Raw genomic sequence first — 12234 nt, forward strand, 5'->3', positions numbered from 1 at the left:
CACTCCTCCCGGTGGCTCCGGCGGCGTCGCGTCCCCGGCGCCGCACCCGCCGCTGGCGAACACGGGGCCGGCCGCCGGCGCCGCGGGCAACATGGCTCCGCCGACCCGCCCCGGCCCTGCCGGAGTCCCGCAGCAGCCGCAGTTCCCACCGGGGCGTCCGGGCGCGTCGATGCCGCGCCAACCGGTCCACCCAGCCGGACCCGACCCGACGGGCGGCGCGACCCCGCCGCGCGGCACCGCCCGGTGGACCGATCCGGGCGCGGTGGCAGCGCAGGAGGCACAGCAGGCGCGCAGCGGCTCGAGCCGGCAGGCGACGGACCTGTCCTCGGCCCGCCTGCTGCGTCCGGCTCCACGGCCGCCGCAGTCCGGCTGGCGCCGGCTGGTGTTCACGCTGACCGGGGGCGCGATCAACCCGGGCGAGAGCCCCGCCGACATCCGCCGCCGGGAGCTCACCGCGCGCGTGAACAAGCCACTGCTGGGCTGCTACAAGATCGCGATGCTCAGCCTGAAGGGCGGGGTCGGCAAGACCACGGTGACGGCGACACTCGGGGCCACCTTCGCCTCGCACCGCGGCGACCGCGTGGTGGCCGTCGACGCCAACCCCGACCGCGGCACGCTGAGCCAGAAGATCCCGCTCGAGACCAGCGCCACGGTGCGCCACCTGCTGCGGGACGCGCAGCGGGTGCGCCGCTACACGGATGTGCGCGCCTACACCTCGCAGGGGCCGTCCCGGCTGGAGGTGCTCGCGAGCGAGCAGGACCCGGCCGTGTCGGAGGCCTTCAGCGAGGAGGACTACCGGCGCACGGTGACCCTGCTCGAGCACTTCTACAACATCGTGCTCACCGACTGCGGCACCGGTCTCATGCACTCCGCCATGTACGGCGTGCTGGGCATGGCCGACCAGCTGATCATCGTGTCGTCGGGGTCGATCGACGGGGCGCGGAGCGCGTCGGCCACGATGGACTGGCTGGACGCTCACGGGCACGGCGACCTGGTGCGCAACTCGGTGGCGGTGCTCAACTGCGTGCACCGGTCGTCGGGCGGGGTGGATCTGGACCGGGTGGCCGAGCACTTCGCGGCGCGCTGCCGGGCTGTGGTGCGGATCCCGTTCGACGCTCACCTCGAGGAGGGCGCCGAGGTCGACCTGGAGCGGCTGGAACCGGACACGCAGCTTGCGCTGCTGGAACTGGCTGCCGCGGTGGCCGACGCCTTCGAGGGCGTGGTGGTCTGACGGCAGCTGCCACGGACGCCGTCCGTCAGGCCCGCTGAGCGGGGCTCTGTCGGTGAACAACAGGGAACTGCTGATGCGAGGGGCCGGAGCCCCCCCGGCCCGCGGGGACCGGGGGTGGCCGGCTCAGGCGCCGGGCGGATCTTCCCGTCGCCGTACTTTCTCGTCGAGCTGACGCAGGAAGTCGGGGTCGTCGTCCGGTCCGCTGACCCGCGGCCTGCCAGATCCCGTGGTGGGCCGACGAGGCGGCTGCGGAACCTGCGGGCCGCCGCTGCTCATCGCCTTCCACAGCACCAGAGCGATGATCGCGGCGCCGACGAACGCGATGAGGAACAACACTCCAACCACCTCCGTCGTCGAGGTTAGCGGAGGCCGGGCACGAGGGTGGTGAAGTGTCGGCCCGTTGTCCGCTCCGTCACGAGCAGCGCTGCGACCAGGCCTCTCAGGGACGCGACGGCGGTAACGTGGCCTCGCTGGTGAGGTCGGCCAGCATGCTCCGCACTTCCGACTCCCGGAAGCGGCGGTGTCCACCGGGGGTGCGGATCGAGCCGATCCGGCCGGCGGACGCCCAACGCGTCACGGTCTTGGGGTCGACGCGGAAGAGAGCAGCCACCTCGCCCGGGGTGAGCAGGCGCTCGTTGCTGCTGGCCTGAGTAGTCGTGATTGTCATGTGGACCTCCAGAGCCGTGGGGCGTTTCCGGGCCATCGTGACACCTGGGACCCCACGTACTCGAACGGTTGTCCGGAGGTAAAGGGCTCTTCAAGGACGAACCGGACACGAAACGGACACTGCAGAGGGGACATCGACGGCGGACGTAGGCTCAGGACATGACCTCGCCCACCGGACGCCCGGCCGCGGGACAGCGGCCGGGTCTTGCTGCCACCGTAGGGCTTTATGTGCTTGCGCGGCTCGCTCTGGTCGCCGTTGTCACCGTGCTCATGCTGCTGGCCGGCACACCGCTCCTCATTGCGCTGCTGATCGGCCTGATCGTGGCGCTGCCCCTGTCGATGGTGGTGTTCCGCGGGCTGCGCGGACGCCTCGACGCCGCGCTCTCGGAGAGCCGAAACCGCAGGTCACAGGAACGGGCGGCGCTCCGGGCCCGGTTGCGCGGTGAGGGTGTGCAGAACTCAGACGATCTGTCCGAGCCCAAGTCCGACGGCCGTGAGAGCTGACCACACGAGCAGGAGCACGCTCGTCTGCGCCAGCACCCGGATCAGCTTGCGGCCGTCCGCCCCGCTGAGCACCTGACGCGTCAGGGCGACCGCCAGAGGCAGTGCGAGCAGGCCGAACAGCATCGGCCAGCTCCGCAGCCCGGCCAGCGCCGACAGGAGCAGCGGCACCGTCACCAGTGCCACGTATAAGCGCCGGGTGTCGGCGTCGCCGAGCACCACGGCGAGTGTGCGCTTCCCCACTACCGTGTCCGACGGGATGTCACGCAGGTTGTTCGCCACCAGCACCGCGCATGTGATCATTCCCACGCCGACGGAGGTGACCACGGCGAGCGCGGTGGGCGGACCGCTCTGCGTGATCACCGTGCCCAGCACCCCGATGGGGCCGAAGAACACGAAGACCGCCACCTCACCGAGCCCCGAGTACCCGTAGGGCCGCTTCCCGCCGGTGTAGAACCAGGCTCCGGCGATGCACACGACGCCGACGGCGATCAGCCACCACTGCCGGCTCAGCGACACGAGCGTGAGGCCGGCCAGGCCGGCGATCGAGAAACTCACGATCGCGATGGCGCGCACCGTCGTGGGCTCGGCCACCTTCGACCCCACCAGCCGCAGCGGGCCGACGCGTTCGTCGTCGGTGCCGCGGATGCCGTCGGAGTAGTCGTTGGCGAAGTTCACGCCCACTACCAGGGCAATTGCCACGATCAGGGCCAGCACCGCTCGGCCTGGCGCGACGACACCGGCGCCGATCGCCGCTCCCGTGCCGGCCACTACCGGTGAGATGGCGGTGGGCAGGGTGCGGGGGCGAGCGCCCTCGATCCATTGCGCGATGGTGGCCACGGACCAGACGTTATCCGGCGGTGCGCCCCGTGGTGTCCGGCGTGCCGGTGACCGCGGTGGCGCAGCCCGGCGGCGCCCCGATGTCGGGGACCGCCGCCCCTGCCAGGTACTGGCCCGCACCGATGCGCAACCATCGGTCCGCGCCCTGGCCGAGCACGCACTGCACGGGCACCGCGGCCCCGTTCGCGGCGATCCCGACCGGTGGGGCGGCGGGGTCGGGCGCCGCCAGCACCGGCAGGTCGCCGACGACCGCGGAAAGGCGCTCGTTGCCCGTCCACAGATAGTCCACCGTGACCCAGGCGTTGTCGTCCAGTTCGAGTGCGTCCCAGAACAATCCGTCGGCGAGGTCGATCCCTGCCGGATTGAGGACCGTCCGGTCGAACTGGTCCTTACCGTCGTTGTACCCGTTCTTGTACGCGGCCTGGGATTGGGGCAGTCCCTGCGGGAGGTCGCGCCATTCCTGGCGGACCGATGGCGGGTTCCAGTAGTCGTCGCGGGTGTTCCAGGGCCCGACATCCCACACGGGCGCGAACGCGCAGCGTCCGTTCGGGGCGCACACCTTGACCGAGTAGTCGCTGGTGTCACGGGTGGACAGGCCCCGCCGTGACGGCAACGCGACGAAGTGGTCGCGCTCGGTGATCACATGGCCGTTGGCCGTGGTGCCTCCGACCAGCCCTTCCCTGGTGGCGAAGACGCGGTAGTGCACCGCCGCCTGCTCGGCGCCTGCCTGGGCGAGCCGTCCCGTGGCGGGCTGGGCGGCGAGCGTGATTCCGCGCACAGTGGGGCCGGATCCCGGTGGGCCCGTGATGACGAGCCTGCCCTGGACCTCCGATGTGGGCTCGGGCAGTTCCGCGACCATGCCTCCGGCGCCGGGCTCGGCGGGGATCCACTCGGTCCAGCCGCCGGTGGCGGCGCGGCGTCCCCGGACGTCGACGACGGCGTCGCTCCCGGCGGGGACGTCGCCGACGACGGTGGTGACGACGCGGTCGGTCGCACCGGGAAGTTGCTGGGGCCGGAGGGTGAGCAGTCCGGTCGGCACCGCGGCGCCCCGGGGTGCCGACCCCTCCTCGACGGGCGCGAGGTACGCGCCGGCACCGTCCAGGCGGACGGAGCCACCGTCGAGCCGGACGCCGGCGGGCTCGCCCGTGGTGAGGTCCGGGGTCCAGATGGCGAGCACCGCGGGCTGCGCGGCCGCCGGTGGCGTGACGCCCACCGCGAGCGCGCCGACGAGGGCCAGTGATGCGAATGGTGCCGCTGCCGAGCGCAGCCTCATGTCGCCGTCCCCCCTGTTACCAGTGCGACTGGTGTGCTTGCTGGGGCTCAGGACATAGGACGGGACGGTAGTGGTCAATCAACGGAGAGTAGGCGCCCCCATGGGGTGATGCGGCTCAGCCGGCCGGGCCGCGTTCCGTCATGAGGAGCTCGGTCACCGCCCGGCGGTCGGGTTTCCCCACCCCACGCAGCGGGATCTCGGCCACGGTGAGCACCACCCGCGGCACCGCCGCGCGTCCCAGCTCCGTGCGCACGGCGGCCCGCAGGCGGTCCGCGCGCACCGCATCGGGCTCGTCGTCGCCGGGTGTCGCGGCCACCGCCGCCGCCACGACCTGGCCCCACTCCGCGTCCGGCAGGCCGACGACGCAGGCCGCCCGCACGCCAGGCTGCGTGGCGAGCACGCGTTCCACCGCCGCCGGGGCCACGTTCTCGCCGCCGGTGATGATCACGTCGTCGGCGCGGCCGAGCACCTCGAGCCGCCCGTCGCGCCACCGGCCGAGGTCGGTGGTGCGGAACCAGCCGTCGTCGAACATCGCCGCGGTCCCGGCCTGGTCGCCGAGGTAGCCGTCGGCAAGGGTCGGCCCGCCCAGCCGGATCCGGCCACCCTCGTCGAGGTCGACGCGCACGCCGTCCAGCGGGACGCCGTCGTAGACGCAGCCACCGGCCGTCTCGCTCATCCCGTAGGTGGTGACGACCCGCACGCCCGCGGCGGCGGCGCGCGCGTGCAGCCCCGGACCCAGCGCTGCCCCGCCGACGAGGACGGCGTCGTAGCTGCACAGCGCCTCGAGCGCGGCGCCGCCGGCGTCCAGGAGCCTGGCGAGCTGGGTGGGCACCAGGCTCGTGCAGCGCCTGCCGCCGGGCAGGGCCGCGGTGGTGGCCGCGAAGCCGTCCGGCCGGAAGCCCTCGCGCAGGTCCTGGACGGCCGGGGCCGCTCCGGCGAGCAGCGAACGGACGACCACCTGCACTCCGGCGATGTGCTCGGCGGGGAGGGCGAGCAGCCAGGCCGCCGGGCCGCCGAGCCGGTCCATGGTGGCCCGGGCGGACGCGCGCAACGCGGCGGCCGACAGCACCACGAACTTGGGGACTCCGGTGGAGCCCGACGTCGTGATCACGAGAGCTGCCCCAGGGGCCGGCCGGGCCGCGGGGGTGGCGGACGCGCCGGGCGCCCGGGGCAGCAGGGCGGGCCCTCCGTCGAGCGCGTCGCGCAGGGCGCTGACGAGCTCGCCGGCCGCGGCGGGCGACCCGTCCACCTCGACGATCCGCAGGTCGCTCACCGGCTCACCGCCACGACGGCCGACGACCTCGCCGCTGTCCTGCCGAAAGCACGATCCGTACTCCGCACGCGCCCTCCCTGCTGCACCACTGCAGTGTGCCGCCGGCCCGGTCGCCGCCGCCCGCCGGAGGATTGCGGTAGCGTCCTGACCGATCGGTCATATATCCTTCCGGTCGGTCAGTGACTGTTCCGGGGAGACGGATGATCAGTGCGCGCGGTGTGACCAAGCGCTACGGCCAGGTACTCGCGGTCGACGATCTGACGTTCGACGTCCGGCCCGGGGCGGTGACGGGCTTCCTCGGCGCCAACGGGGCCGGGAAGTCGACGACGATGCGGATGGTGCTCGGCCTGGACGCGCCGACGTCCGGCACGGTGACCGTCGCCGGCCGCCGCTACCAGGACCTGCGCTCGCCCGCACGCGAAGTCGGGGCGCTGCTGGATCCGCGCTGCATGCACCCCGGGCGCAGCGCGCGGGCCCACCTGCGCTGGATGGCCGACGCGGCCGGGCTGGGACGGGCGCGGGTGGAGGAGGTGCTCGGGCAGGTCGGCGTCGCCGACGCGGCGGACCGGCGGCTCGGCACGTTCTCGCTCGGTATGCGCCAGCGCGTCGGCATCGCGGGCGCTCTGCTGGGCGACCCGGGGGTCCTGGTGCTCGACGAGCCGCTCTACGGGCTCGACCCGGAGGGCATCCGGTGGGTTCGCTCCCTGCTGCAGGGGCTCGCCCGCGAGGGGCGCACGGTGTTCGTGTCCAGCCACCTGATGAACGAGATGGAGCACACCGCGCAGCGGGTCGTCGTGATCGGCGGCGGCAGGCTCGTCGATGCGCTCGACGTCGCCGAGCTGCGCGGGCGGGCGGCTGCCGTGCGCGTCGCACCCGCCGACGTGGAGGCGGTCGGCGTGCTCGGCGACGCGCTGCGCCGTGAGGGCGCGACCGTGACGGTGACGCCGGACGGGCTGGAGGTCCGTGGGGTGGCACCGGACCGGATCGGGCGCCTCGCGCTCCAGCACGGGATCGCGCTGCGGGAGCTCACCCCGTGGGCGAGCGGCCTCGAGGAGTCGTTCCTCGCGCTCACCGCGCGGGAGGGGGAGCGGGTGTGAACGCCACGGTCCGTTCGGAGTGGACGAAGTTCCGGTCGGTGCGCTCGCTGCCGTGGCTCACCGTCACGGCCGTGCTGGCGGCGGAGCTCATGGCGCTGCTGTTCGTCGTCAGCCTGCCGCTCACGCAGGGCCGAGGGGTCGATGCGATGCCGGCCGCGGAGGTGGTCGGGGCCGCGCTGGTGGGGATCGACGTCGCGGCGATCGTGCTGATGGTCATGGGGGCGTCGGTCGCGGGATCGGAGTACTCGTCGGGCCTGGCCCAGCCCACGTTCCTGCTGACGCCCCGCCGTGGACGGGTCGTGGCGGCGAAGGCGCTGGTCGTCGGCCTGGTTGCGCTGGGAGCAGCGGCCGCCGCCGCTGTGCTGTGCACGCTCACGGGGCAGCTCGTGCTGCTCGGCGCCGGGCTGCAGGCCGCTCCGTTCGACGCCCCGCTGGCCCGGCTCGCCGCGGGGTCGGCGCTAGCTCCCGTGTTCTACGCGCTCGTCGCCCTGGCCGCCGCGCTGGTCCTGCGCAGCACAGGTGGCGGGGTGGTGGTCGCGCTCGCTGTTCTGCTGCTGCCGGTGCTCACCGGCTGGGTTCCCGGTCTCGACGTCGTCGCCCCGCTGCTGCCTGCGGCCGCGGTGCACGGTCTGGCGGGGGTGTCCGTGCCGGGCACCGCCGAGTATCTCGCTCCTGTCACGGCCGCGGTCTCCCTCGTCGGCTGGATCATGCTGCTGGGTGGCGTCTCCCTGTGGCGGGTACGTTCCCGCGATGCCTGAGCGCCCGCCGACGTTCGTCGAGGAAGCCCGTCGCCGCCAGATCGTCGACTGCACGATCGAGCTGGTGTCCGAGCGCGGCCCCGGGCGGACGTCGTTGGCGGGCATCGCCGAGCGGGCGGGGATCTCCAAGGCCGCCGTGCTGTACCACTTCACGTCGAAGGACGCGGTGATGCAGGCAGCGCTGGACCACGTCATCGCCTCCTACGCCGCGGCGGTCGGGGCGCTGGTCGACGCGGCCACGGGCCCCGAGGCCATGCTGGTGGCCTACCTCCGCGGCACGATCGCCTACCTGCGTGAGCACCCGGCGCACCTGCGCGTCCTGGTCGAGGGGCTGGTGCGCGACCGTGACGGCGACCGGGAGTTCGCCCCCGGCACGCCTGCCGCCGCGAGCCGCTGGCAGGGCGTCGCCACGATTCTGGGGCTCGGCCAGGAAGCGGGGGTGTTCCGGCCGTTCGACACCCGGGCGCTGGCGGTCGTGATCGGCGGCGCGCTGGACGGGGTGGTCGCGGAGTGGGTGGGCGACCGCAGCCTCGACCTCACCGCCTCAGCCGCGGAGCTGGAGACGGCGGTTCTGCTCGCCGTCCGGGCCGGGGATCCGCGGCGGCCCGATCGCGCCCTGCCGTGACGGACCTCGTCAGAGCCGACCGGCGATCCTCTCCGGACGGACGCGGACCGCGACCACCTCACCGTGGCCGGCCTTCGCCTCCGGGGTCCGCTCGACGTGCTCGGCGTACGTCCGGCCCACGTACTTGATCGACAGGTCGTCGCGGAGCCGCTCGGTCGACGCGGGCTCGAACACCGCTGTGCCCCGGATCGCGGCGTAGCTGTAAGGCGCCTCCGGCGGGCAGACCAGCACGCTCACCCTCGGGTCGCGGTGCAGGTTCCGCGCCTTGCGGCTGCCCACCCCCACCATGAAGAGCACGTCGTCGCCGTCCCGCTCGACCCAGACCACGGACTGCTGCGGCGTTCCGTCGGGCGCCACGGTGGCCACCGTGGCGAAGATCGGGGAGTCGAGGACCTCCTGCAGCCGCTCGGGCGACACCCCCGACATCACGTAGGGCCGCCGGCCCGTCCGGGGCAGCTCGGCCAGCAGCCGCGCCGTCGCGGCGCGCAGCCTGCGGGCCGCGGCGACGTCGAAGGCCGGACCGGTCAGGGGGATCGGCTCGTTCCGCATCCAGGCGCTGACCGGCTCGGCCGGTGTGTCGTCCAGCAGCGCGATGATGGGCTCGATGCCCTTGTCGACGGGCATGGCTGTCGCGCGCAGGGCGTCGACCTGGGCCGCCGTCGGGGGGTCGTACTCGCCGGAGAAGCTCGTGCTGACCATGCCGGGGTGGAGCAGCACGTACCGGACCTTCCGCGACGGCGGGTGGTCCGCGTACCCGACGGCGAGCAGATCGTTGAGCAGGCCGCCTTGAACCTGCGCCGCCGTGCCGTCGTAGCCGTGCTCGAACTCGAGGTCGTGCCACCGGAGGGTTCCCGGATCGGTGCTCGGCCCGGCGACGTTGACGACGACCGGCGCATCGGCCGCGTCGAAGAGGTCCGTCATCTCGTGGCTCGTCACGAACCGGCTCAGGTAGAACAGCGCGAACGTGCTCTCGACGCCCTCGGCCGTGACCGCCCTGCGCGAGCGGTGGTGGCGCGCACCCAGCACCAGGGCGTCGACCGACGGGACGAGGGAGCGGATCTCCTCGATCGCGGCCCTGGTCCCGGCGACCAGGCTCAGGTCGGCCTGCACGACGTGGCCCCGCCCGGCCGCGCCGCTCCGGGCCGCCAGGTCGAGCACTGCAGCGCCCTTGTCCGCGTCGCGCCCGACGATCACCACCTCGTCCCCGCGGCCGAGGCGGTCGAGGGCGAGCGCCTTGCCCATGCCGTCGGTGCCGCTGGTGATGACGATCCTCTTCATGGATGAACTCATCAGTTCAATCTAATGATCCGGTAAGTAGTGAACAACTGCCTCGCGGGTACGATGCGGCGGTGACCAGGGCATCCCGCGGGCGGATCGACAAGCGCGAGGCGATCCTCGCGGCCGCCTCCGTCGTGTTCTCCCGGGAGGGATACGCGCAGGCAGGCGTGGACGTCATCGCGGCGGAGGCCGGGGTGGCCAAGCCGACCGTCTACAACCACTTCGGTGACAAGGAGAGCCTCTTCCGCCAGGCGATCGCCGCGGACGCCGACCGCGCGCTGGTACGGCACCTGGCCGCGCTCGATCGCCTCGACGACGGCGCCGCCGACCTGCGCGCGGCGCTCGAGGCTGTGGGGCACCACATGCTCGTGTGCCTCTGCGACGAGCGGTCGGTGGCCCTGCGACGGCTCCTCCATGCCGAGCTCACCCGGTTCCCCGATCTCATGGACATCGTCCGCGAGCGCGCATCGGATCGCGTCACCGAGGCGCTCGCCGACAAGCTCGCCCGGCTCTCCGTGGCAGGCCGGCTACGCAGGCTCGACCCGGTCCAGGCCGCCGAGCAGTTCATCGCGCTGCTCGCCGGCCCGGGCGAGGCCCGCTCCCGGCTCGGCACGCGGCAGGTCCCGGACGACGAGCTGTGGGCCGTGGCGCGGGCCGCGGTCACGACCTTCCTGCGCGCCTTCGCCGAGGACGCGGGCTGAACAGACGGCCGTGCGCCGGGCGCGCCGGCGCCCTCAAGCAGGCGGCCCCGGCCGCGTTGCGTTCAGTAGTGCCATGGGAACGGCGACCAGTCCGGCTCGCGCTTCTGCAGGAACGCGTCCCGGCCCTCCACCGCCTCGTCGGTCATGTACGCGAGGCGGGTGGCCTCTCCCGCGAACAGCTGCTGTCCGACCAGCCCGTCGTCCTGCAGGTTGAACGCGTACTTCAGCATCCGCTGCGCCGTCGGCGACTTGCTGTTGATCTCCGCGGCCCACTCCAGCGCGACCTTCTCCAGCTCGGCGTGCGGCACCACCGCGTTCACCATGCCCATCCGGTGCGCATCGGCCGCCGAGTACTCCCGTCCGAGGAAGAAGATCTCCCGGGCGAACTTCTGGCCCACCATGCGCGCCAGGTACGCCGAGCCGTACCCGCCGTCGAACGAGCCCACGTCCGCATCGGTCTGCTTGAACCGCGCGTGCTCGGCGCTCGCCAGCGTCAGGTCGGCAACGACGTGCAGCGAGTGCCCTCCGCCCGCCGCCCAGCCGGGCACCACCGCGATCACGACCTTCGGCATGAACCGGATGAGCCGCTGGCACTCCAGGATGTGCAGCCGCCCCGCCCGTGCCGGGTCGACCGTCTCGGCGGTGTCCCCGGAGGCGTACTGGTACCCGGTGCGCCCGCGGATGCGCTGGTCGCCGCCGGAACAGAACGCCCACCCGCCGTCCTTGGGGGAGGGTCCGTTGCCGGTGAGCAGCACGCAGCCGACGTCGGGGGTCGTCCGGGCGTGGTCGAGCGCGCGGTAGAGCTCGTCGACCGTGCCCGGGCGGAACGCGTTGCGCACCTCGGGCCGGTCGAACGCGATCCGCACCGTGCCGCCTGTCGGGCCTGCGGCCACGGCCCGGTGGTAGGTGATGTCGGTGAAGTCGAAGCCGTCGACCGCCCGCCAGGCAGCGGGGTCGAACAGCTCGGACGGGGCAGCGGTGTCCACGAGCACCGACCCTATGTCCGAGCCCTCCGGGACCAGGTCCTAGGCCGTGTTGAGGAAGTACTGATCGATGGGCTTCGTGATCCAGATCGTTCCTGGCAAGGCGCCGCCCCGAGCCGTCGTACCGGCCGTACCCGGTCGGGGCGGCAACGCCGCCAGGGACGATCTGGGCGCGGAGACCGCGATCAGGGGCTTTCTCAACACGGCCTAGCCCTCCGCCGCCTGCTGGGCCCTCGCGTAGGCGAGGTGCAGGAAGTCCGAGCCGGTCAGGGCCGTGAACGTCGCGGCGACCAGCCGGGTGACGCGCGGGGCGAACACGAGCCCGATTCCGAAGCCGGTGGCGATCCAGACGTCGAGGCAGAACGGGCAGGTGATGAGCTCGCCGATCGAGTGGCGCACCCCGCTCGCCGCCCGCACCCCTTCCATCACCTCGGAAGGTCCGCCCCTGCCCTCGTACCGGGTGAAGGGCGCGCGCAGCGGCGCCGTGACCGAGTTCTTGCTGATCGTGCGAGACAGCTTGTGTGTGCCCGCCGCGATCAGCAGCACGTCCCAGACGGCGACGTCCTCGGGCAGCCTGCGGTGCTTCAGCCGGGCGAGCCCTGCGGCGCCCGCCACCAGTGCCGCGAACACGGCCATCACGAGCACGTAGCCGCCCAACGGCCGGTCCTCCCCGTTGCGGTAGGCATCGGCTTCGGCCTTGGCCGCGGCCGCCCCGTTGACGGCAACACCGTTTCCGGAGCCCTGCAGCTTCTCGGCCTGCTCTTGCATCGATGAGGTCCTCTCGGGTCTCGCGGTAGGCCGCGGTGGGTATCGCAATCGGACCTACCCGCCACGGGCGTTTTCACGCGCGCGGCCGCCTCATCCGGTCGAGTGTCACCGCACTAGGGCGTGTCCTCAAAGCGGGTCTGGCTGATCTGGTTTGATCTTGCGCTTGTGGTGCGCAGGCATGAACTCACCGACGAGCAGTGGCGGGAGATCGAGTCGTTGCTGCCGCCCTCGGGTGTGGCG

The 12234-nt window shown here is 73.1% G+C and carries 14 protein-coding genes; 6 read left to right on the forward strand and 8 right to left on the reverse strand.

Annotated features, from left to right (window positions below; genetic code table 11):
* On the forward strand, positions 1 to 1231 hold a 1231-nt coding region (locus HF577_RS33615), incomplete at its 5' end, for a MinD/ParA family ATP-binding protein (RefSeq protein ID WP_407692270.1).
* A 123-nt stretch (positions 1232 to 1354) separates the two neighbouring features.
* On the opposite strand, the gene HF577_RS33620 is transcribed toward HF577_RS33615, so the two are convergent.
* Both HF577_RS33620 and HF577_RS33625 read right to left on the reverse strand, forming a co-directional pair.
* The gene (locus tag HF577_RS33620) at positions 1355 to 1567 is read right to left on the reverse strand and encodes a hypothetical protein (RefSeq protein WP_169400035.1); all 213 of its coding nucleotides are present in this window, start codon (positions 1565 to 1567) and stop codon (positions 1355 to 1357) included.
* A 103-nt stretch (positions 1568 to 1670) separates the two neighbouring features.
* Positions 1671 to 1898 (reverse strand): BldC family transcriptional regulator, encoded by a 228-nt coding sequence (locus HF577_RS33625; protein ID WP_169400036.1) that lies wholly within the window; start codon positions 1896 to 1898, stop codon positions 1671 to 1673.
* A 158-nt stretch (positions 1899 to 2056) separates the two neighbouring features.
* Between HF577_RS33625 and HF577_RS33630 the strand changes: the two genes are divergently transcribed.
* Positions 2057 to 2401, forward strand: coding sequence for a DUF4229 domain-containing protein (locus HF577_RS33630; protein WP_169400037.1), 345 nt, complete (start codon positions 2057 to 2059; stop codon positions 2399 to 2401).
* On the opposite strand, the gene HF577_RS33635 is transcribed toward HF577_RS33630, so the two are convergent.
* From HF577_RS33635 to menE, 3 genes are all read right to left on the reverse strand, one after another.
* On the reverse strand, positions 2357 to 3238 hold the full coding sequence (locus HF577_RS33635) for a 1,4-dihydroxy-2-naphthoate polyprenyltransferase (protein ID WP_169400038.1): 882 nt from the start codon (positions 3236 to 3238) through the stop codon (positions 2357 to 2359). The genes HF577_RS33630 and HF577_RS33635 overlap by 45 nt on opposite strands.
* A gap of 10 nt (positions 3239 to 3248) precedes the next feature.
* Positions 3249 to 4511, reverse strand: coding sequence for a hypothetical protein (locus tag HF577_RS33640; RefSeq protein WP_211175250.1), 1263 nt, complete (start codon positions 4509 to 4511; stop codon positions 3249 to 3251).
* 115 nt (positions 4512 to 4626) lie between these two features.
* Positions 4627 to 5775 (reverse strand): o-succinylbenzoate--CoA ligase, encoded by a 1149-nt coding sequence (gene menE / locus HF577_RS33645; RefSeq protein WP_169400047.1) that lies wholly within the window; start codon positions 5773 to 5775, stop codon positions 4627 to 4629.
* A gap of 209 nt (positions 5776 to 5984) precedes the next feature.
* Here menE and HF577_RS33650 point away from each other — a divergent pair, with 209 nt between their 5' ends.
* Genes HF577_RS33650 through HF577_RS33660 form a run of 3 tightly spaced genes read left to right on the forward strand, consistent with a single transcriptional unit; the run spans position 5985 to position 8264 of the window.
* Positions 5985 to 6881 carry an ABC transporter ATP-binding protein gene (locus tag HF577_RS33650; protein ID WP_169400039.1) on the forward strand — a complete coding sequence of 299 codons (897 nt, stop codon included), beginning with the start codon at positions 5985 to 5987 and terminating at the stop codon, positions 6879 to 6881.
* Positions 6878 to 7639, forward strand: coding sequence for an ABC transporter (locus tag HF577_RS33655; RefSeq protein WP_169400040.1), 762 nt, complete (start codon positions 6878 to 6880; stop codon positions 7637 to 7639). Before HF577_RS33650 ends, HF577_RS33655 begins: the two co-directional genes overlap by 4 nt.
* Positions 7632 to 8264 carry a TetR/AcrR family transcriptional regulator gene (locus HF577_RS33660; RefSeq protein WP_169400041.1) on the forward strand — a complete coding sequence of 211 codons (633 nt, stop codon included), beginning with the start codon at positions 7632 to 7634 and terminating at the stop codon, positions 8262 to 8264. The genes HF577_RS33655 and HF577_RS33660 overlap by 8 nt, the downstream gene beginning before the upstream one ends.
* 9 nt (positions 8265 to 8273) lie before the next feature.
* Here the strand turns inward: HF577_RS33660 and HF577_RS33665 are convergent, their stop codons facing one another.
* Positions 8274 to 9542: a TIGR03618 family F420-dependent PPOX class oxidoreductase gene (locus HF577_RS33665; RefSeq protein WP_169400042.1), complete on the reverse strand. Its 1269-nt coding sequence runs from the start codon at positions 9540 to 9542 to the stop codon at positions 8274 to 8276.
* 71 nt (positions 9543 to 9613) lie between these two features.
* Between HF577_RS33665 and HF577_RS33670 the strand changes: the two genes are divergently transcribed.
* A complete protein-coding gene (locus HF577_RS33670; RefSeq protein ID WP_312859553.1) occupies positions 9614 to 10243 on the forward strand; it encodes a TetR/AcrR family transcriptional regulator in 630 nt (209 codons plus the stop codon).
* 62 nt (positions 10244 to 10305) lie between these two features.
* Here the strand turns inward: HF577_RS33670 and HF577_RS33675 are convergent, their stop codons facing one another.
* Entirely contained in the window at positions 10306 to 11229 is a 924-nt protein-coding gene (locus tag HF577_RS33675) for a 1,4-dihydroxy-2-naphthoyl-CoA synthase (protein WP_169400044.1), read from the reverse strand.
* A gap of 204 nt (positions 11230 to 11433) precedes the next feature.
* Positions 11434 to 11994 carry a DUF1360 domain-containing protein gene (locus HF577_RS33680; protein WP_169400045.1) on the reverse strand — a complete coding sequence of 187 codons (561 nt, stop codon included), beginning with the start codon at positions 11992 to 11994 and terminating at the stop codon, positions 11434 to 11436.
* Positions 11995 to 12234 lie beyond the last annotated feature (240 nt).

Source organism: Pseudonocardia xinjiangensis (assembly GCF_012911925.1).
Lineage (GTDB): Bacteria > Actinomycetota > Actinomycetes > Mycobacteriales > Pseudonocardiaceae > Pseudonocardia > Pseudonocardia xinjiangensis.

What these genes read in the sequence shown, in the direction of transcription:
- HF577_RS33625 (WP_169400036.1), bottom strand. Translation starts at nt 1,898, where the DNA reads ATGACAATCACGACTACTCAGGCCAGCAGCAACGAGCGCCTGCTCACC.
- HF577_RS33640 (WP_211175250.1), bottom strand. Translation starts at nt 4,511, where the DNA reads ATGAGGCTGCGCTCGGCAGCGGCACCATTCGCATCACTGGCCCTCGTC.
- HF577_RS33630 (WP_169400037.1), top strand. Translation starts at nt 2,057, where the DNA reads ATGACCTCGCCCACCGGACGCCCGGCCGCGGGACAGCGGCCGGGTCTT.
- HF577_RS33680 (WP_169400045.1), bottom strand. Translation starts at nt 11,994, where the DNA reads ATGCAAGAGCAGGCCGAGAAGCTGCAGGGCTCCGGAAACGGTGTTGCC.
- HF577_RS33665 (WP_169400042.1), bottom strand. Translation starts at nt 9,542, where the DNA reads ATGAAGAGGATCGTCATCACCAGCGGCACCGACGGCATGGGCAAGGCG.
- HF577_RS33660 (WP_169400041.1), top strand. Translation starts at nt 7,632, where the DNA reads ATGCCTGAGCGCCCGCCGACGTTCGTCGAGGAAGCCCGTCGCCGCCAG.
- HF577_RS33650 (WP_169400039.1), top strand. Translation starts at nt 5,985, where the DNA reads ATGATCAGTGCGCGCGGTGTGACCAAGCGCTACGGCCAGGTACTCGCG.